Origin of the sequence: Streptomyces endophyticus (assembly GCF_035798155.1) — a bacterium.
Taxonomy (GTDB): Bacteria; Actinomycetota; Actinomycetes; order Streptomycetales; family Streptomycetaceae; genus Streptomyces; species Streptomyces endophyticus.
In genome coordinates, this window is record NZ_JAOZYC010000013.1 from 53376 (window position 1) to 73227 (window position 19852).

The 19852-nt window shown below is 70.2% G+C and carries 18 protein-coding genes; 1 reads left to right on the forward strand and 17 read right to left on the reverse strand.

From position 1 onward, the window contains the following. Positions 1 to 94 precede the first annotated feature (94 nt). The 13 genes from nusB to OKJ99_RS03595 form a co-directional block, all read right to left on the reverse strand. On the reverse strand, positions 95 to 529 hold the full coding sequence (gene nusB, locus OKJ99_RS03535; protein WP_326014240.1) for a transcription antitermination factor NusB: 435 nt from the start codon (positions 527 to 529) through the stop codon (positions 95 to 97). A 2-nt stretch (positions 530 to 531) separates the two neighbouring features. Further along, positions 532 to 1098 (reverse strand): elongation factor P, encoded by a 567-nt coding sequence (efp, locus tag OKJ99_RS03540; protein ID WP_326014241.1) that lies wholly within the window; start codon positions 1096 to 1098, stop codon positions 532 to 534. Positions 1099 to 1159: 61 nt separating this feature from the next. Further along, entirely contained in the window at positions 1160 to 2278 is a 1119-nt protein-coding gene (locus OKJ99_RS03545; protein WP_326014242.1) for an aminopeptidase P family protein, read from the reverse strand. Positions 2279 to 2386: 108 nt separating this feature from the next. Continuing rightward, a complete protein-coding gene (locus tag OKJ99_RS03550) occupies positions 2387 to 3262 on the reverse strand; it encodes a Pro-rich N-terminal domain-containing protein (protein ID WP_326014243.1) in 876 nt (291 codons plus the stop codon). A gap of 134 nt (positions 3263 to 3396) precedes the next feature. Beyond that, a complete protein-coding gene (aroB, locus tag OKJ99_RS03555; protein ID WP_326014244.1) occupies positions 3397 to 4488 on the reverse strand; it encodes a 3-dehydroquinate synthase in 1092 nt (363 codons plus the stop codon). Next, positions 4485 to 5003: a shikimate kinase gene (locus OKJ99_RS03560; protein WP_326014245.1), complete on the reverse strand. Its 519-nt coding sequence runs from the start codon at positions 5001 to 5003 to the stop codon at positions 4485 to 4487. The genes aroB and OKJ99_RS03560 overlap by 4 nt, the downstream gene beginning before the upstream one ends. Next, the gene (gene aroC, locus OKJ99_RS03565; RefSeq protein ID WP_326014246.1) at positions 5000 to 6184 is read right to left on the reverse strand and encodes a chorismate synthase; all 1185 of its coding nucleotides are present in this window, start codon (positions 6182 to 6184) and stop codon (positions 5000 to 5002) included. Before aroC ends, OKJ99_RS03560 begins: the two co-directional genes overlap by 4 nt. Before the next feature lie 119 nt (positions 6185 to 6303). After that, positions 6304 to 7137: a shikimate dehydrogenase gene (locus OKJ99_RS03570; protein WP_326014247.1), complete on the reverse strand. Its 834-nt coding sequence runs from the start codon at positions 7135 to 7137 to the stop codon at positions 6304 to 6306. After that, the gene (gene mltG, locus OKJ99_RS03575; RefSeq protein WP_326014248.1) at positions 7118 to 8788 is read right to left on the reverse strand and encodes an endolytic transglycosylase MltG; all 1671 of its coding nucleotides are present in this window, start codon (positions 8786 to 8788) and stop codon (positions 7118 to 7120) included. Before mltG ends, OKJ99_RS03570 begins: the two co-directional genes overlap by 20 nt. A 143-nt stretch (positions 8789 to 8931) precedes the next feature. Continuing rightward, entirely contained in the window at positions 8932 to 9396 is a 465-nt protein-coding gene (gene ruvX, locus OKJ99_RS03580) for a Holliday junction resolvase RuvX (protein WP_326014249.1), read from the reverse strand. After that, a complete protein-coding gene (alaS, locus tag OKJ99_RS03585) occupies positions 9396 to 12068 on the reverse strand; it encodes an alanine--tRNA ligase (RefSeq protein ID WP_326014250.1) in 2673 nt (890 codons plus the stop codon). Before alaS ends, ruvX begins: the two co-directional genes overlap by 1 nt. After that, positions 12068 to 12436 (reverse strand): DUF6167 family protein, encoded by a 369-nt coding sequence (locus OKJ99_RS03590; RefSeq protein WP_326014251.1) that lies wholly within the window; start codon positions 12434 to 12436, stop codon positions 12068 to 12070. The genes alaS and OKJ99_RS03590 overlap by 1 nt, the downstream gene beginning before the upstream one ends. Positions 12437 to 12444: 8 nt before the next feature. Next, positions 12445 to 12891: a DUF948 domain-containing protein gene (locus OKJ99_RS03595; protein ID WP_326014252.1), complete on the reverse strand. Its 447-nt coding sequence runs from the start codon at positions 12889 to 12891 to the stop codon at positions 12445 to 12447. Between the two features lie 185 nt (positions 12892 to 13076). Here OKJ99_RS03595 and OKJ99_RS03600 point away from each other — a divergent pair, with 185 nt between their 5' ends. Continuing rightward, positions 13077 to 15320 (forward strand): ATP-binding protein, encoded by a 2244-nt coding sequence (locus OKJ99_RS03600; protein ID WP_326014253.1) that lies wholly within the window; start codon positions 13077 to 13079, stop codon positions 15318 to 15320. A gap of 54 nt (positions 15321 to 15374) precedes the next feature. On the opposite strand, the gene rpsD is transcribed toward OKJ99_RS03600, so the two are convergent. From rpsD to hisS, 4 genes are all read right to left on the reverse strand, one after another. Next, positions 15375 to 15989 (reverse strand): 30S ribosomal protein S4, encoded by a 615-nt coding sequence (gene rpsD / locus OKJ99_RS03605; protein ID WP_266721773.1) that lies wholly within the window; start codon positions 15987 to 15989, stop codon positions 15375 to 15377. A gap of 359 nt (positions 15990 to 16348) precedes the next feature. After that, the gene (locus tag OKJ99_RS03610; RefSeq protein WP_326014254.1) at positions 16349 to 17716 is read right to left on the reverse strand and encodes a replication-associated recombination protein A; all 1368 of its coding nucleotides are present in this window, start codon (positions 17714 to 17716) and stop codon (positions 16349 to 16351) included. Positions 17717 to 17765: 49 nt separating this feature from the next. Further along, positions 17766 to 18407: a vitamin K epoxide reductase family protein gene (locus OKJ99_RS03615; RefSeq protein WP_326014255.1), complete on the reverse strand. Its 642-nt coding sequence runs from the start codon at positions 18405 to 18407 to the stop codon at positions 17766 to 17768. A 174-nt stretch (positions 18408 to 18581) separates the two neighbouring features. After that, entirely contained in the window at positions 18582 to 19844 is a 1263-nt protein-coding gene (gene hisS, locus OKJ99_RS03620) for a histidine--tRNA ligase (protein WP_326014256.1), read from the reverse strand. Between the last annotated feature and the right edge of the window lie 8 nt (positions 19845 to 19852).

Consider the following 19852-nt stretch of genomic DNA (forward strand, 5'->3'; position numbering starts at 1 on the left):
ATGAAGATCCCTGGAAACGCACCAGGCCCGGAGCAGAACATTGTTCATGTTCTGCTCCGGGCCCGCGAAACGATGCTGCGTGCGGCGGCGGGGCTCAGGCCTCGTCGCGGCGCAGGGTCGGCTTCAGGTCCTTGAAGCGACCCAACAGTCCGTTGATGAACGCCGGGGACTCGTCGGTGGAGAACTCCTTGGCCAGCGAAACGGCCTCGTCGAGCACCACGGCATCCGGGGTCCCGTCGACCCAGACCAGCTCATAGGCGCCGAGCCGCACGATGTTGCGGTCGACGACCGGCATCCGGTCAAGGGTCCACCCGACGGCGTACTGCGAGATGAGCTCGTCGATCCGGGACGCCTGCTTGGCGTACCCCTCGACCAGCTCCATCGTGTACTCGCTGACGGGCGGCTGCCGCGTGTCGCTGCGGGAGTGCCGGATCCAGTCCGCGAGGACCGTCAGGGGGTCGGCGCCGCGCTGGTCTGCCTCGAAGAGGATCTGAAAGGCGCGCTTGCGGGCCGTATTACGGGCAGCCACGGTTAGCTGTTCACCCGGCCGAGGTAGTCGCTCGTGCGGGTGTCGACCTTGATCTTCTCGCCCTGCGTGATGAAGAGCGGGACGCCGATCTGGTGGCCGGTCTCCAGGATGGCGGGCTTGGTGCCGCCGGTGGAGCGGTCGCCCTGGACGCCCGGCTCGGTCTCCTTGATCACGAGCTCGACGGCGGCCGGCAGCTCGACGAAGAGCACCTCGCCCTCGTGCTGCGCGACGGAGGCGGTGAAGCCCTCGATCAGGAAGTTGGCGGCGTCGCCGACGGCCTTGCGGTCGACGTGCAGCTGGTCGTACGTCTCCATGTCCATGAACACGAAGTAGTCCCCGTCCATGTACGAGAACTGCATGTCGCGCTTGTCAATGGTGGCCGTCTCGACCTTGACGCCGGCGTTGAACGTCTTGTCGACGACCTTGCCGGAGAGCACGTTCTTGAGCTTGGTGCGCACGAAGGCAGGGCCCTTGCCGGGCTTGACGTGCTGGAACTCGACGACGGACCAGAGCTGGCCCCCGTCGAGCTTGAGCACCAGGCCGTTCTTGAGGTCGTTCGTGGAAGCCACGGTTGCGGAATCTCCTGGACTGACGTGGACGACCCAGGGGCACGCGAACAGCCTTTGCGGGCTAGAGCGCGAGCAGCTCCTTGGTCGTGATGGTGAGTAGCTCGGGTCCGCCGTCCGCCTCGGGGCGGACGACGAGCGTGTCATCGATCCGGACGCCGCCCCGACCCGGGAGGTGGACCCCCGGCTCGACGGTGACCGGCACACAAGTCTCCAGTTTACCCATGGCCGCGGGGGCCAACTGCGGGTCCTCGTCGATTTCGAGTCCCACCCCGTGTCCGGTCAGCGGCGCGAGCCCGTCACCATACCCTGCCGCGTCCAGGACGTGACGGGCGGCCCGGTCCACTTCGCGGCACTCGACGCCGGGCGCCAGACTCTCGCGTCCGGCCCGCTGAGCGGCGAAGACGAGGTCGTACAGCTCGATCTGCCAGTCCGCGGGCGAGGTTCCGATGACGAACGTACGGCCGATCTCACAGCGGTAGCCGCGGTACGTCGCTCCCAGGCACACGGAGAGGAAATCACCCTCCTCGACCCGGCGGTCGGTGGGCCGGTGGATCACCCGCCCCGAGTTCGGACCCGTGCCCACGGAGGTGGGGAAGGCGGCACCGTCGGCGCCGTGGTCGACAAGTCGACGCTCCAGTTCGAGGGCGAGGTGACGCTCCGTGCGGCCGACGAGGATGGACTCGAGCAGCTCACCGAGAGCCTGGTCGGCGATCTCGGCCGCGATCCGCAGACAGGAGATCTCCTCCTCGTCCTTGACGAGACGCAGCTGTTCGACCCCGCTGTTGAGGTCCAGCAGACGGAGCCGGGGGGCCACAGAGCCGACCGCGCGGTGCCGGGCCACCGTCAGGTGGTGCTCCTCGACGGCGAGCGAGTCGGCTCCGCGGGACGCTGCCACGTCCGCGGCGGCGACGGCCGGGTCGCCTGCGGGTACGTCCAGGACCTGGACCCGCAGCGCCTCGTCGAGCCGTCCTTCGACGGGTTCGTCGCTGGGCGCCTGCGCACACAGCAGGAGGTCGTCACCGCCGCCGAGGTCCCGGCCCAGCAGGAGGACGGCGCCGTTCGGTGCCGTTCCCGCCAGGTAGCGGACGTTAGCGGGCCGCGAGACGAGGGCGGCCGCGCTGCCACCAGCCGTCGCGCGCTCTCTGAGCCGGTCCCGTCGGGCCGCGTGCACCTCTGCCATGTCGCCGAGCGTACGAGCGGGTGGGCGACGCGGCCGTCTCAGCGCGTCCGGACGGGTCCCTGGGGGTGGCGGGGGAACCCCGGCCCACCCCGCCTGCCTACGGCGTCGTCACCATTTCGGTGGGCTCGTGATCGCTCGGGCCAGGACCTCGTCCAGGACCTGGGCCGTGCCGGGGACGTCCAGCTGGGAGTTGTCGATGATCGGGAGGCCCGAGCCGTACCAGCCCGCCATGCGCCCGTGGATACGGGCGACCTCCTCGTCGGTGAGGCGACGGTTGCCGCTGCGCCGGGAGTTGCGGTCCAGGACGATCTCCAGGCCGGGGAGGAGGACCACGGGCAGCAGGCCGGGGCCCACGTGCCGCTTCCAGCCGCCCAGGCCGACCACCGGCCGGTCCGGGAACACCGCATCGTCGAGGATGCAGGAGATTCCATTCGCCAAGAAGTTGCGCGCGGCGAAACCGCAGGTGCGGCGGGCCAGCCGGTACTGCGCCTCGCTGTTGTCGTTCCAGCCGCTCTGCGGGTCGGCGAAGCCCGAGCGCACCCATTCCCGTACGTCGTCGAGGCTGATGTGGGCCGTCGGGACCCGACGGCTCTCCGCCCAGTACTTGGCGACGCTCGTCTTGCCCGCGCCCGCGGGACCGATGAGCAGTACGGCGAGCGTGGTCGAGGTCGAGTCGGCGGGCGCCTGCGCGGGCGGCGGACTCGGCACGGCGACGGGAGCCCCGGTCGGGAGCTGCACATGGCCGGTGGTCTCACGCGGCGGCTGCTGCTGCGGATGCGCGACCTGCGGCGGTGGCGGGGCCGGGGCCTGCGGCGCCTGGATGTGCGGCGGCTGGGCGGGCGGGTGGTGCGGCGGCGCTCCGCTGAAGCCCGGCACGCCGGGCGGTGGCGGCTGCTGTGCGTGACTCGCCTGCGGCAAGGGGCCTGCCGACATGTGCCCCGGCCGATGGGGCGGCGGCAGCGGAGACCCCCCTGCGTGCTGCATCCGGTGCCACTCCATCTCGTACGACGGTCACTTGGGCGCCGGCGAACGGGGCGCTACTGAACGGTACCGTCCCCGGCCGCCGTTGTGTGAACGGCCGGGGAGGTCACGACGTGCCCGAACGTGAACGGACCGCCCTATTCCGCCACTTCGCCGTACGCGGCGAGCAGCACGGCGGGGTCGGGCCCCTCCAGGACGGTCGGCCGGCCGAGGCCGTCGAGGACGATGAAGCGCAGCAGATCGCCGCGGGACTTCTTGTCGACCTTCATCGTTTCGAGGAGCTTGGGCCACTGGTCGTAGCGGTAGGTCAGTGGGAGACCCACCGACTCCAGGACCGTGCGGTGGCGGTCGGCGGTCGCCTCGTCCAACCGCCCGGCCAGGCGGCCGAGTTCGGCGGCGAAGAGCATGCCGACGGAGACGGCCGCGCCGTGCCGCCATTTGTAGCGCTCGTTCTTCTCGATGGCGTGCGCGAGCGTGTGCCCGTAGTTGAGGATCTCGCGCAGGCCCGCCTCCTTCAGGTCGGACGAGACGACCTCGGCCTTGACCCTGATGGCGCGCTCGATGAGCTCGGCGGTGTGCTTGCCGGTCGGTGTGCGGGCCGACTCCGGGTCCTCCTCGATGAGTTCGAGGATCTTCTCGTCGGCGATGAAACCGGCCTTGATGACCTCGGCGAGACCGGACACGAAGTCGTGCACCGGGAGGGAGTCCAGAGCCGCCAGGTCGCAGAGGACTCCGGCCGGCGGGTGGAAGGCGCCCACCAGGTTCTTGCCCTCGGCGGTGTTGATGCCGGTCTTGCCGCCGACCGCCGCGTCCACCATGGCGAGCACGGTCGTCGGGATGGCGATCCAGCGCACGCCGCGCAGCCAGGTCGCGGCCACGAACCCGGCGAGGTCCGTGGTCGCGCCGCCGCCGACGCCGACGACGACGTCGGAGCGCGTGAAGTTGGACTGCCCGAGGGCCTTCCAGCAGTACGCGGCGACCTCGGCGGTCTTGGCCTCCTCGGCGTTCGGCACCTGGATGGCGATCGCCTCGAAGCCCTGGTCGGCCAGGTCGCCGCGGAGCGCCTCACCGGTCTCGGCGAGCGCCTCCGGGTGCACGATGGCGACGCGCTTGACCTTGTCGCCGATCAACGAGCCCAGTTCACCCAGGAGTTGACGCCCCACCAGGACCTCGTACGGGTCCGTTCCGGCGGTGCCGCCGACGTGGATTCGGGTGGCTTCCTCGCTCATGCCTGCTTCAACTCCAGTGCGTCGAGGACCGCTTCGGCGACCTCTTCGGGGGTGCGGCCGTCGGTGGCCACGACCACTCGGGCGACCTCGGTGTACAGATGCCTGCGCGCCTCCATCAACTCCCGCCACTGCTTGCGGGGGTTGACGGCGAGCAGCGGCCGGGCCGTGTTCAGTCCGGTCCGCCGAGCCGCCTCCTCGACATCCATCGAGAGATAGACGACGGTCGGGTGGGCGTCCAGCAGGGCGCGGGTGTCGGCGTCGAGGATCGCGCCGCCACCCAGCGAGAGCACGCCCTCGTGGCCGGCCAGCGCGGCCGCCACGGAGGCCTTCTCCAGGGCACGGAAGTGCGCCTCGCCCTCGTCGACGAAGATCTCCGCGATGGCGCGGCCCTGCGCGGTGACGATGTCGTCGTCGGTGTCCCGGTAGGCGCAGCCGAGCCGCTCGGCGAGCAGCGCGCCCACCGTCGACTTGCCGACCCCCATCGGTCCGACGAGGACGATCTGCGGGCCGCTCACCGGATCTGGAGGTTGTCGAGGTACGAGGTGACGTTGCGCCGGGTCTCGGGCACGCTGTCGCCGCCGAACTTCTCCGCGACCGCGTCCGCGAGGACGAGCGCGACCATCGCCTCGGCGACGATGCCGGCGGCCGGCACGGCGGAGACGTCGGAACGCTGGTGGTGGGCCTGCGTGGCCTCACCGGTGGCGACGTCCACGGTCTTCAGGGCGCGCGGCACGGTCGCGATCGGCTTCATCGCGGCGCGCACGCGCAGCAGCTCACCCGTGCTCAGGCCGCCCTCGGTGCCGCCCGCGTGGCCGGAGACGCGGCGGATGCCGTCGTCCGTCTTCACGATCTCGTCGTGCGCCTGCGAACCGGGCACCCGCGCGAGGTCGAAGCCGTCGCCGATCTCGACGCCCTTGATGGCCTGGATACCCATGAGCGCACCGGCCAGACGGGCATCGAGCTTGCGGTCCCAGTGCACGTGCGAGCCGAGACCCACCGGCACGTCGTAGGCGAGGACCTCGACGACGCCGCCGAGCGTGTCGCCGTCCTTGTGGGCCTGGTCGACCTCGGCCACCATCTGCTTCGACGCGTCCGCGTCCAGGCAGCGCAGCGGGTCGGCGTCCAGCTTCTCGACGTCGGCCGGCGTCGGGTAGACGCCCTGCGGCGCCTTCACCGAACACAGCTCGACGACGTGGCTGACGATCTCGATGCCGGCCGTCTCCTTGAGGTACGACCGGGCGACCGCGCCGAGCGCGACCCGGGCGGCCGTCTCGCGGGCGGAGGCACGCTCCAGGATCGGGCGGGCCTCGTCGAAGCCGTACTTCTGCATGCCCGCGAGGTCGGCGTGGCCGGGGCGCGGGCGGGTCAGCGGCGCGTTGCGCGCCAGGTCCTTGAGGATCTCCGGGTCGACCGGGTCACCGGACATGACCTGTTCCCACTTGGGCCACTCGGTGTTGCCGACCATGATCGCGACCGGGGAACCCATGGTGAGCCCGTGCCGGACACCGCCGAGGAACGTGACCTCGTCACGCTCGAATTTCATCCGCGCGCCGCGGCCATAGCCGAGGCGGCGCCGTGCCAGGTGGTCCGCCACCATCTCCGTGGTGATCGGAACGCCGGCGGGAAGCCCCTCCAGCGTCGCGACGAGTGCGGGGCCGTGCGACTCCCCCGCGGTCAGCCAGCGCAACCTGCTCAACGGTGCTCCTCATGCTCGCGCTCTGTGTATGGGAACGATCCTCCCATGCCCGCAGAGCCCGACGTTTCCGGTGTCCGGGGTGCGGACGCCACATGAGACGCGAGCCACACACGCAGGGGTCAGCCGAGCGCCTTCACGCCCGCCGCGCGCATGGCGGCGAGCACCGGACGGGTGTCCCCGGTGAACTGCTCGAACTGGAAGACGGCCTGGTGCACGAGCAGGTCGAGCCCGCTGAGCACCGCCCCGCCGCGCCGCTCCCAGGCGGCTGCCAGCGGCGTGGGCCAGGGGTCGTAGAGGACGTCGAAGAGCGTGCCGACGCTCTCGGGCACCGCCTCGACCAGGTGGTCCGTGCCGCCCTTCGGCGTCGTGGCGATCACCAGCGGGGCCTCGAAGGCCTGCGCGGCGTCGGCCCAGTCGGCCGTGCGCACCCGGACCCCGAGGCGCTCGCCCCAGCCGCGCATCTCGTCGGCGCGCTGCTCGCTGCGTACGTAGGTGACGACCTCGCCGGTGCAGATCCGGGAGAGCGCGGCGAGCGCGGAGGACGCGGTGGCGCCCGCGCCGAGGATCGCCGCCGACTCGACCTTCTCCACGCCGCGCTCGTGCAGCGCCGCTATCAGCCCCGGGATGTCGGTGTTGTCGCCGACCTTCCGCCCGTCGGCGCGCAGCACCACCGTGTTCACGGCCTCCACGGAGCGCGCGGTCTCGGTGACCTCGTCGAGCAGCGGGATCACGGCGCGCTTCAGCGGCATCGTCAGCGAGAGACCGGCCCACTCGGGACCGAGCCCGGCGAGGAAGCCGGGCAGCGCCACCTCGTCGGTCTCGAACCGGTCGTACCGCCACTCGTCCAGACCCAGCTCCGCGTACGCCGCGTTGTGCAGCTGCGGCGAGAGGGAGTGGACGATGGGCGAGCCGAGAACTGCCGCCCTGCGCACGTCAGTTGGACTGGCTGGCATTGAACTTTTCCTTCAGCTTCTCGAACTCGGCGTTGGTCTTCGCGAACTCGGTCTTGTGCATGCCGTCCGTGGCCACGAAGTAGATCCAGCCGTTGTCCGTCGGGTTGAGCGTCGCGGCGAGGGCCACGTCACCGGGGTTGCCGATCGGGCCCGGCGGCAGCCCCTTGCGCGTGTAGGTGTTGTACGGGTCCTTATTGCTGTTGATCTCGGACTCGCCGATGTTGATGTTGCTCTGACCCTTGAGGTAATTGAAGGTCGAGTCGAACTGCAGGAGCTGGTTGGTCTCCGTGTTCGACGTCTTGAGGCGGTTGTAGACGACCTCGGCCATCTTCCGGAAGTCGTCGTGCGTCTTGCCCTCGGCCTGCACGAGGCTCGCGACGGTGAGCACCTGCCACGGGTTTTCGAGGCGGAGCTTCTTGGCCTCGCCCTCGAGGTCGAGCCGCTGGTACTTGTCGTCGGCCCGCGCCACCATGTCCTTCAGGACCTCATCGGGCTTCATGCCCTTGGCGGCCGCGTAGCTCGACGGGTAGAGGAAGCCCTCCAGCGGGTCCTTCACGCCGCGGCGGTTCAGCGCCCAGTCGGGCAGCCCGAGGTCCTTGTAGTCCTTCTTCGCGACCTTGGCCGTGGTGCCCTTGTCGACCTTCAGCTTCTTGTCGATCAGCTCGTAGACCTTGGCGTTGCGCCAGCCCTCGGGGATCGTGAGGTTGGCGTGGCTCTCCGGGCTGAGCAGCAGCTCGACGGCGCTCGACGCGGACATCTGCTTCTCCATGACGTACGCGCCGTCCTGGATCGACTTGCCCTTCGGGTCGGCCGACTGGGCGGCGACGAACGCGTCGACGCTCTGCACGACGCCGGCATCCTTCAGCTTCTGCCCGATGGTGTAGCCGCCGGAGCCCTTCGGGATGACGACGGTGACCTGCTCGCCGTTGCCCTCGCCCGCGTAGTCCGGCGCCGTGCCGAAACGGTCCTGGTAGAACTGGTAGCCGAAGTAGCCGACGCCGCCGACACCGGCCGCGAAGATCACGGTCAGGACCAGGCAGGCGCAGCCGCTGCGCCGCTTCTTCGGCTTCTTGCCGCCGCGGCCCCGGCGCCCGCCGCGCCCCTCGTCGTAGTCGTCCTCGTCGTCGCCACCGCCGTTGAAGAACGCTTCCTCGCCCTGGTCGGGGCCGGCGTCCCAGCCGGTCCCCGGGTCCTGCGGGCGGCGGTGGCCGGGCGGCTCCGGCGGCGGGTAGGCGCCGGGGGTGTTGTAGTAGTCCGGCTCCTCGCCGTTGTACGCGGCGTGCTGACCGGTGCCGTACGGGTCCGCGGGGTCCACGCCGTAGGGGGGCTGGGCATGCGGGCCGCTGTTGTCCCAGCCGCCCTGGCCCTGCTGTCCGCCGTACGACTGCTGGCCGTAGCCGGAGTCCTGACCGTAGTGGGGGTCCTGGCCATAGCCGGGATCCTGACCATAGCTGGGGTCCTGGCCGTAGCCATAGCCCTGCTGACCGTTGGTGTCCCAGTCGCCGTCGTAGGCCTGCTGAGGGTCGTAACTCCCCTGGCCGCCGTAGGCAGCTTGGCCGTGTCCGGCCTGCTGCCCCCACCCCTGGTCCCCGTACAGCGGGTCCGTGGGATGCCACGGTTCGGAGCCTTGGCCCCGGCCATACTCAGTCATCGGTCCCCTACAAGCCGCGAGGCAGGTGTGGGCCGCTGTCCGATCAGGAAGGCCCGATCAGGAAGGGCAACCGTTCCGCCTCTTGATGCTGTGCGGCGGCTATTCGAACACCGCCGGTCGCGCGGAACGTTACCGTATCGCGATCAGACAACCACTTCGACGCCCTCGCCCGGAGCAGTTCCTGACGCCCGTTCGGACTCCAGGGCCTGCTGAAGGATGATGACGGCGGCCGCCTGGTCGATGACAGAGCGGCCCTTTTTGGACTTAACACCGCTGGCCCGCAGGCCCTGACTGGCCGTCACTGTGGTCATCCTCTCGTCGAGGAGTCTCACCGGAACGGGTGCCACGCCTCGGGCGAGTTCCTGGGCGAAGCCGCGGACCTTGGCGGCCGCCGGACCCTCGCCGCCCTTGAGGGAGCGAGGGAGTCCGACGACGATCTCGATCGGCTCGTACTCCTCGACGATCTGCTTCAGGCGCCGGTGGGCGGCCGGGACATCGCGTCCCGGCACGGTCTCCACCGGCGTCGCGAGGATCCCGTCGGGGTCGCAGGACGCGACCCCGATCCGGGCGTCCCCGACGTCGATCGCCAAACGGCGGCCTCGGCGCATCAGTTCGCGGTCTCCGCGACGAGGCGCTCGACGGCGTCGATGGCGTCGCCGATCGCGGCCGGGTTCTGGCCGCCGCCCTGTGCGACGTCCGGCTTGCCACCGCCACCGCCGCCGAGGGTCTTGGCGGCCGTACGGACCAGGTCGCCGGCCTTGAGGCCGCGGTCGCGCGCGGCGTCGTTGGTGGCGATGACCGTGAGCGGCTTGCCGTTCACCGTGGTGAAGAGGGCGACGACCGCGGGGCGGCCGCCCTGGATGCGGCCGCGCACGTCGAGGACCAGCTTGCGCAGGTCGTCGGCGGACGTGCCGTCCGGGACCTGGCCGGTGACGAGGGCCACGCCCCGCACGTCCTTGGCTCCCTCGGCGAGACCGCCGGCGGCCTGGAGGACCTTCTCCGCGCGGAACTTCTCGATCTCCTTCTCGGCGTCCTTGAGCTTGCCGAGCATCGCGGAGATCTTGTCGGGCAGCTCCTCGGAGCGGCCCTTGACCAGCTCCTGGAGCTGGGCGACGACCGTGTGCTCCTTGGCGAGGAAGTTGTACGCGTCCACGCCGACGAGGGCCTCGATGCGGCGCACGCCGGAGCCGATGGAGGATTCGCCGAGCAGCTTCACCAGACCCAGCTGGGCGGTGTTGTGCACGTGCGTGCCGCCGCACAGCTCCTTGGAGAAGTCGCCCATCGTGACGACGCGGACGCGCTCACCGTACTTCTCGCCGAACTCGGCGATGGCGCCCTGCTTCTTGGCGTCATCGATCGACATGACCTCGGCGTGCACGTCGAGCTCGCGGGCCAGGACCTCGTTGATCTTCTGCTCGACGTCCGTCATCACGGCCGTGGGCACGGCGGACGGCGAACCGAAGTCGAAGCGGAAGCGGCCCGGCTGGTTCTCGGAACCGGCCTGCGCGGCCGTCGGGCCGAGCGCGTCGCGCAGCGCCTGGTGGGTCAGGTGCGTGGCGGAGTGGGCGCGGGCGATGGCGCGGCGGCGGGTCACGTCGATGATCGCCTGGGCCGGGGCTCCGACGGTCACCTCGCCGACCTGCACGACGCCCTTGTGGACGTACACGCCGGGGACCGGCTTCTGGCAGTCGCGGACCTCGATGACCGCGCCGTTGTCCAGCTTGATGCGGCCGGTGTCGCCGATCTGGCCACCGCCCTCGGCGTAGAACGGGGTGCGGTCGAGCACGACCTCCACCTCGTCGCCCTCGGTGGCGGCCGGCGAGGAGACGCCACCCACCAGCAGGCCGACGATGCGGGACTCACCCTCGGTCGACGCGTAGCCGATGAAGTCCGTGGCACCGGCGGCGTCGGCGATCTCGCGGTACGCGCCGACGTTGACGTGGCCCGTCTTCTTGGCCTGGGCGTCCGCCTTGGCGCGCTCCCGCTGCTCCTTCATCAGGCGCCGGAAGCCGTCCTCGTCCACGGACAGGCCCTGCTCGGCGGCCATCTCCAGGGTGAGGTCGATCGGGAAGCCCCACGTGTCGTGGAGCAGGAACGCCTTGTCGCCGGCGAGGACCGACTTGCCCGCGGCCTTCGTCTCGGTGACGGCGGTGTCCAGGATGTTCGTGCCGCCCTTGAGGGCCTTGAGGAACGCGGCCTCCTCGGCGAGCGCGACCGTCTCGATGCGCTTGCGGTCGGAGATCAGCTCCGGGTACTGCAGCCCCATCGTGTCGATCACGACGTCGAGCAGCTCCTGCACGACCGGCCCGGTGGCGCCCATGAGGCGCATGTTGCGGATGGCGCGGCGCATGATGCGGCGCAGCACATAGCCGCGGCCCTCGTTGCCGGGCGTGACGCCGTCACCGATGAGCATCGTCGACGTACGCATGTGGTCGGCGACGACGCGCAGCGAGACGTCCGACTCGTGCTTGGCGCCGTAGGCGACGCCGGTCAGCTCGGTGGCCTTGTCGATGATGACGCGCAGGGTGTCCGTCTCGTACATGTTCTGTACGCCCTGCAGGATCATGGCGAGGCGCTCGAGGCCGAGACCCGTGTCGATGTTCTGCGACGGCAGGTCGCCGAGGATCTCGAAGTCCTCCTTGCCGATGCCGGCGCCGCGCTCGTACTGCATGAAGACCAGGTTCCAGATCTCCACGTAGCGCTCGTCGTTGACGATCGGGCCGCCCTCTTCGCCGAACTCGGGGCCGCGGTCGTAGTTGATCTCGGAGCAGGGGCCGCAGGGGCCCGGGACGCCCATGGACCAGAAGTTGTCCTTCTTGCCCAGGCGCTGGATGCGCTCCTTCGGCACGCCGACGACCTCGTGCCAGATCCGCTCGGCCTCGTCGTCGTCGAGGTAGACGGTGATCCAGAGCTTCTCGGGCTCCAGACCGTAGCCACCGTCCGCCACGGAGCTGGTGAGCAGCTCCCAGGCGTACTTGATGGCGCCTTCCTTGAAGTAGTCGCCGAAGGAGAAGTTGCCGCACATCTGGAAGAACGTGCCGTGCCGCGTGGTCTTGCCGACCTCTTCGATGTCCGGCGTGCGCACGCACTTCTGGACCGAAGTGGCGCGCGGCGCGGGCGGCTTGACCTCACCCAGGAAGTAGGGCTTGAACGGGACCATGCCTGCGGGGACGAGCAGCAGAGTCGGGTCGTCCGCGATGAGCGACGCCGAGGGCACGACCTTGTGGCCACGCTCCTCGAAGAAGCTCAGCCAGCGGCGACGGATTTCAGCCGACTCCATCAGTGGTCCTCATTCCGATTGTTGATCGAGTACCGCGTGTTCTCGAGGTACTTGGGTTGCTTGAGTTGCTTGGTCTGCTTCGTGGTGAAGGTGTTCTGGAGGACCGCGAAGCGGCTCTGCGGCGCCAGTTCGGGATCCGGCGCCTCGTTGATGCCGAGGGCGTCGCCCAGTTCGGCCTCGCGTTCGGCCATGTTGTCGCGGACGTCGAGGGCGAAGTCCTTGAGCTTGTGGCCCGCTTCGACCGCCTTGTTGGCGGCCTGGGCAGCGAGCGACTCCGGCGTCAGCTGCTTGATCTTGCGATTGACCTTGGTGGTGGCCCATACGCCGGCGGCTGCGCCCGCGGTGAACCAGAACGTACGGCGGAACATGTCTTCGGTCAGTCCCTCTGGTTCCGATTGGCCCGCTTGGCCCGGCGCGCCCCGGGGAGCGGGCGCCCCACGATCACGGTACGACGCGGCTCCTTGGCGGGCGCGTCCTTGCCCCGGCCGCCGATGGCCCGGCGCACTCCGTAGCCGAACGCGGCCACCTTGACCAGCGGGCCGCCGAAGGTGGAGGCCACGGTGGAGGAGAGCGCCGACGCGTTCGACGTGACTTCCTGGACGTCCGAGGCGATCGAGTCGACACGGTCGATCTGGGTCTGCGCGGAGCGCACCGCGGCGGAGGCGTCGGCGAGCAGCGGGACGGCCTGTTCGGTCACGTCCGCGACCAGCTTGGTGGTCGCCCTGAGCGTCTGGGTCAGCCTCACGAGCGCCACCGCGAGGAAGGAGACCAGGATCGCCCAGAAGACAGCCACCAGAATCCCGGCAACCTCTCCACCGGACACGTGGCACCGCTCCCTAGCTCTGTACGAGGACTCTGTACGAACGCACAGCTACTGAACATCAAAAAGTCGTCCCCCGAGCCTATCGCGCCCGACCCCGCGCTCCGTACCGCATTCGCGTCCCGAGCGGTGGACATTCGGCAGAGTGATTGTACGGAGCGCGCACGCCTGAGTACGCTCTGTGCCCCATGCGACGCACTTCGCGCCCCACAGATGTCCCCGCCGGTCCCCCACAACCCGGCAACCTCTCCCACGAACTCAATCGTTTCGTCGGCCGTGCCGCCGAACTCGCGGCGCTGGTAGCGGCCCTGGAGTCGGGCCGCCTGGTCACGGTCACCGGAGTCGGCGGCGTCGGCAAGTCCCGTTTCGCCGCGCACGCCGCCGCCCGGCTCCCGCGGTCCCTGTGTCCCGACGGGGTGTGGCGGGTGGAGCTGGCGACCGTGCGGCTGCCGGAGCTCGTCGAGTACACGCTCGCCGAGGCCCTCGGCCTCACCGACCACACCACCCGCGCGCCCCGTCAGGTGCTGGTGGACCACCTCGCCGAGCGCCGGCTCGTGCTCGTGCTCGACGGGTTCGAACACCTCGTCGACGCCTGCGCCTCCCTCATACGGGACCTGCTGCGCGCGGCGCCGGGGCTCCGGGTGATCGCGGTGGGTCGCAGGCCGCTCGCCGTCGACGGGGAGCAGGCCTTCCCGCTGGCGCCGCTGACGCCGGCCGACGCGGCGGAGCTGTTCGCCGACCGGGCCACGGCGCTGCTGCCCGGCTTCCAGTTGGACGGGCGCACACTGATCGACGTACTGGAGGTGTGCCGGCGCCTCGACTGTCTGCCGCTCGCGGTGGAGCTCGCGGCCGGGCGGCTGCGGGTGCTGTCGCCTCCGCAGCTGATGGAGCGGCTCGACGACCGGTTCCGGCTGCTGCGTGGAGGCGGCAGGGATGCGCTGCCGCGCCACCAGACGCTGCGCACCACGATCGGCTGGAGCCATGAACTGTGCACGCCCCAGGAGCGGTTGCTGTGGGCGCGCCTTTCGGTGTTCTCCGGCTCGTTCGACCTGGAGGCGGCGGAGTACGTGTGCGGTGGCGAGAGCCTGCTCGCGGACGACGTCGTCGACGTCCTGGACGAACTGCTCGCGCAGTCCGTGGTCGTCCGCGAGGAGGCCCGGGGCGAGGTGCGCTACCGGATGCTCGACACGGTGCGCGCGTACGGGGCCGAGTGGCTGGACAGTCTGGGCGACGGCCGCCGGATGCGGCGCAGGCACCGCGACTGGTACATGGGCCTGGCCACCTGGTGCGAGCTGGACTGGTTCTCGCCCCGGCAGGGCGAGGTGGCGGCCCGGGTCGAGACGGAGCTGCCGAATCTGCGGGCGGCCCTCGAACACTGTCTGACGGAACCGGGCGAGACGCATCTGGGCCAGTACCTGGCGGGCACGCTCTGGTTCTACTGGGCGGGCTGCGGGCGGCTGTCCGAGGGGCGGCACTGGCTGGACCGCAGCGTCGGCCTGGACGTCGAGTTCGACGACGGTGACGTCTGCCCCGGGTTCGTCGACGAGGACACGGAGTACGGGGCCTCGCGCCTCAAGGCGCTGTGGGTGCTCGGCTACGTCGCGATCCTGCAGGGCGACACGGTGCCCGCGCTCGCCGCGCTGCAGGAGTGCCGCGAGGAGGCGGAGCGCACCGGCGACGCCACGGCGCTCGCGTACGCGGTGCACCGCACCGGGTGCCTGGCCCTGGTCACGGACGACATGCCGCGCGCCGAGGACCTGCTGCGCACCGCGCTGGCCGGCTACCGGGAGATCGGCGAGCTCAACAGCAACGTGCTGATGGGCCAGGTCGAGCTGGCGATGGCGCTCGCCTTCCAGGGCGATCTGGCGGAGGCCGTGGCGCTCTGCGCGGACGTACGACAGGTGTGCGAGGACCACGGGGAGCGCTGGACCCTCGCGTACGCGCTCTATGTGCTGGCGTACGCGCAGTGGATGGAGGGGGGTTACGCGCAGGCGCGCGGGCTGCTCGACGAGTGCCTGGCCATCGACCACGAGTTCCACGACCTGCTGGGCACGGTGCTGTCGATGGAGCTGCTCGCCCTGGTCACTCTTGAAGAGGGGGACGCCGCCGAGGCCGCGGTGCTGCAGGGGGCGGCGGCCCGGATGTGGCCGTCCGTGGGGTTGCCGTTGTTCGGCTCGGCCCACTACAACACGCCGCACGAGCGGTGCGAGACACAGGCACGGCAGGCGCTCGGCGACGCCCGCTTCGCGGAACTCGCGCGCTCGGGCGAGCAGTTGGAGCACGACGAGGCGGTGGCCCGCGCGCTGAGCCGCGGCCGGCGGCAGCGCCCGACCACGGCGGTCCCGCATCCGGCCCGCCTCGCGGAACCGGTCGGTCAGAAACGCGAACCCGCCGCCTCCCGCACCTGGAAGGGCGGGGAGACGGCGGGTTGAAACGCAGGTGAGACTACGTCCGCTCTCCCTTGCGGGAGACTCCGGTAAGGGAGATCAGCGGGCGTAGTACTCGACGACGAGCTGCTCGTCGCAGATCACGGGGATCTCCTTGCGGTTCGGGTCACGGTCCAGGCGGAAGGCCAGAGCCTTCAGGTTCACCTGGAGGTAACGCGGGGTCTCGCCGTCGGGGGCGAAGCCACCCTCACGCGCGACCTGGAACAGCGGCTTGTTGCGGCTGCGCTCGCGAACCATCACGACGTCGTCGGGACGGACACGGAACGACGGCTTGTCGACCTTGCCACCGTTGACCTCGATGTGGCCGTGGCCGACCATCTGACGGGCCTGGTAGATCGTGCGGGCGATGCCCGAACGGAGAACCAGGGCGTCGAGACGACGCTCGAGCTCGATGACCAGGGCCTCGCCGGTCTTGCCTTCGGCCTTCTTCGCGCGGTCGTAGGCGCGGGCCATCTGCTTCTCGCTCAGGTCGTACTGAGCGCGCAGACGCTGCTTCTCGAGCAGACGGACCTTGTAGTCCGAGTTCTGCTTACGGCCACGGCCGTGCTCGCCCGGCGGGTAGGGGCGGGCCTCGAAGTACTTGACGGCCTTCGGGGTCAGCGCAATGCCGAGGGCACGCGACTTCTTGACCTTGGGACGGGACTGGTTCGGCATGAACCAAACACCTCGTGTTTCTGATGTGAATACGGCTTCACCAGGGTTCGGGGAGGTCGCATCCGCAGCCCGGGAAACCCCACCGCTGTCCTTGCGGACGGCAGGGCAGCCGTTCCCAGGTCTGGGCACATACGTGCAGCACGCGAGTGGCCCACCGACCGGACTCCTGGCCCTTGCGGGCCGGGCTGGTGGTGGGCTGCCCGCGACACCTTCGACGGTGCGCGACGCTCCTGGATCTCCTGTGCCGTGCGAAGAACGCGCGGTTCGGGGGATCCGGCTTGGTGTCCCGCTCTGGTGGTGCCGGTCTCCCTTTCGGGATCCCGGGCACGGGACACAGCACTTCGGGGCAGTCTACCGGATCAGTCGGACCCCTCGCCGCCAGGGCCCCCCAGCCGCTCGCGGACCCGCTCCACCACGTCCGCGTACCGGGCCTCCGCCCCGTAGCGCGTCGGCTGGTAGTAGCGGCGGCCCGCTATCGCGTCCGGCGCGTACTGCTGGGCGGCGATGCCGCCGGGCACATCGTGCGGATACACATAGCCCTGCGCGTGGCCCAGCTTGGCGGCTCCCTTGTAGTGCCCGTCGCGCAGGTGCGCGGGCACGGCTCCGGCCAGGCCCTTGCGTACGTCCTCCATGGCGGCGCCGATCGCCGTCGTCGCCGCGTTCGACTTCGGGGCCAGGGCGAGGGCGATCGTCGCGTGGCTCAGGGTGAGCGCCGCCTCCGGGAAGCCGATCATCGCGACGGCCTGGGCGGCGGCGACGGCGGTCGGCAGGGCCGTCGGATCCGCGAGGCCGATGTCCTCGCTCGCGGAGATCATCAGGCGGCGGGCGATGAAGCGGGGGTCCTCACCGGCCTCGATCATGCGGGCCAGGTAGTGCAGCGCCGCGTCCACGTCCGAGCCGCGGATGGACTTGATGAGGGCGCTCGCCACGTCGTAGTGCTGGTCCCCGTCCCTGTCGTACGTCACCGCCGCGCGGTTCACCGACTCCTCGACGCTTTCGAGGGTGATGGTCTCCTCGCCCTTGGCGATGGCCGCGCCGGCCGCCGCCTCCAGGGCGGTGAGCGCGCGCCGGGCGTCGCCGCCGGCCACGCGCAGGATGTGCCCCTCGGCGTCCTCGGCGAGCGTCACCGCACCGGCGAGGCCGCGCTCCTCGGTGAGCGCACGCGCGAGCAGTCCGCGCAGGTCGTCGTCGGTGAGCGATTCGAGGGTGAGCAGCAGGGAGCGGGACAGGAGCGGGGAGATCACCGAGAAGTACGGATTCTCCGTGGTCGCCGCGATCAGCGTCACCCAGCGGTTCTCGACGGCGGGCAGCAGCGAGTCCTGCTGGGCCTTGCTGAAGCGGTGGATCTCGTCGAGGAAGAGGACGGTCTCCTTGCCGTGCCCGCCCATCGCGCGCCGGGCACCCTCGATGACGGCGCGCACTTCCTTGACGCCCGAGGTGATCGCGGACAGCTCCACGAACCGCTTGTTCGTCGCCTTGGACACGACGTACGCGAGCGTCGTCTTGCCGATGCCCGGCGGGCCCCAGAGGATCACCGACGAGGCGCCCGCGGGACCGGAACCGCCCTCGCCGACGAGCCGGCGCAGCGGCGAGCCCCGCTTGAGCAGGTGCTGCTGGCCGACGACCTCGTCGAGGACGCGTGGGCGCATCCGGACGGCCAGGGGGCTCGCGGTCGGGTCCTTCTCCTGGCGGTCTTCGGCTGCGGCGGTGAACAGGTCGGGTTCCACGATCAGAACCCTAAGTCACGCCACTGACAACGCCGCGGGCGCGGGCCGCTCAGGCCCAGAGCGTGGAGCCCCAGCGCGTGAAGATCAGCACGGCGATGATGCCGATGTGCAGCACCGGCAGGGCCCAGGTGAAGTCCTCGAAGAACGTCTTGACCGGGCGCGGCGCCGGCAGGAAGCCGTTGCGGATGTTGGACGACGTGACGTACCAGAACATGATGATCGTGGCGACCCAGGCGAGGCAGCACCACAGGCACAGCGCGTTGATCCGGTACAGGGACTGGAACTGCAGCCAGGACACGAAGCAGACGCCGAAGAGGCAGCCGAAGTTGAAGGTCAGCCAGTACCAGCGCGGGAACCGCGCGCGGGCCAGCAGGCTCATGCCGACGCCGATCACGATGGCGTAGGTGACGAGGCCGAGCCACGGGTTCGGGAAGCCGAAGGCCGTCGCCTGGTCGCTCTTCATGATGTTGCCGCAGGAGATGACCGGGTTCAGGGAGCAGCCCGGCGTGAAGTTCGGATCCTCGGCCAGCTTGAGCTTGTCGAGAGTGATGATCCACGAGGCGAGCAGCCCGGCCGCCCCTGTGATCACCAGAAGCAGCCCGAAGGCTCGGCTGCCACCGACGGATCGCGGTGCGGGCTCGGCACCGGCGTCACGGGAACCGGTGTCGCTTACTGTCGTCGTCTTGCTCATCACGCCGATCCGTAGGTGAGTACGCGAGTGGGTGCTGCGGTCGCGTTCATTCTGCCGCACCGGCCCCTGTGTCCACCGTTCGTTGGACATAAGCATGTACGCCCTCGGGGGCGAAAACGTTCGAGGCTCCGGAAGCGTGTTCCGGAGCCTCGAACATCAAGTGTGCAAATCCGCCTACTTCAGCTTCGCGGTGAGCACGTTCACGATCTCGTCGACCGCGACGGCGTCCTGCTCGCCCGACTCCATGTCCTTGAGCTGCACGACACCCTCGGCCAGATCCCGCTCACCGGCGACGAGCGTGAACCGCGCGCCCGACCGGTTGGCATTCTTCATGGCGCCCTTGAGGCCCTTGCCGCCGAACGAGAAGTCCGCCGAGACCCCGGCCTTGCGCAGCTCGGTCACCTTGGCGAACAGCACGCGCCGCGCCTCTTCGCCGAGCGGCACCGCGAACACGCTGGTGGTGGCGGGCAGTTCGAGCGCGACGCCCTCCGCCTCCAGGGCCAGGACCGTACGGTCCACGCCGAGCGCCCAGCCGACCGACGGCAGCGAGGGGCCGCCGATCATCTCGGACAGGCCGTCGTAGCGGCCGCCGCCGCCGACCGCGGACTGCGAGCCGAGACCGTCGTGGACGAACTCGAAGGTCGTACGGGTGTAGTAGTCCAGCCCGCGGACCAGCTTCTCGTCGTCCTCGAAGGCGACGCCCTCGGCGGTCAGCAGCTCGCGCACCTGCTCGTGGTACGCCTTGCAGGCGTCGCACAGGTAGTCGCGCAGCATCGGCGCGTCCGTGAGCTGCTTCTGCACGTCGGGCCGCTTGTCGTCGAGGACGCGCAGCGGGTTGATGTCGGCGCGGCGCAGCGTCTCCTCGTCGAGGTCGAGGCCGTGCAGGAAGTCCTGGAGCGCGGCCCGGTAGACGGGACGGCACTCCTTGTCACCGAGCGAGTTGAGCAGGATGCGGAAGTCGCGCAGGCCGAGCGAGCGGTACGCCTGGTCGGCCAGGATGATCAACTCGGCGTCCAGGGCCGGGTCCTCGGCACCGATCGCCTCGGCGCCCACCTGGGAGAAGTGCCGGTAACGGCCCTTCTGGGGGCGCTCGTAGCGGTAGTACGAGCCCGAGTACCAGAGCTTGACCGGGAGGTTGCCCGCCTTGTGGAGGTTGGCCTCCAGGGCGGCGCGCAGCACGGACGCGGTGCCCTCGGGGCGCAGCGCGAGCCTGTCGCCGCCCTTGGTCTCGAAGGCGTACATCTCCTTGGTGACGATGTCGGTGGACTCGCCGACACCGCGCGCGAAGAGCTCGACGTTCTCAAAGCCGGGCGTCTCTACGTAGCCGTAGCCGGAGTTCCGCAGCGGGGCGGAGATCGCCTCACGGACCGCGAGATACGTCGCGGAGTCCGGCGGAAGCAGGTCGTAGGTGCCCTTGGGGGCCTGGAAGGTACTCACGGGAGGTT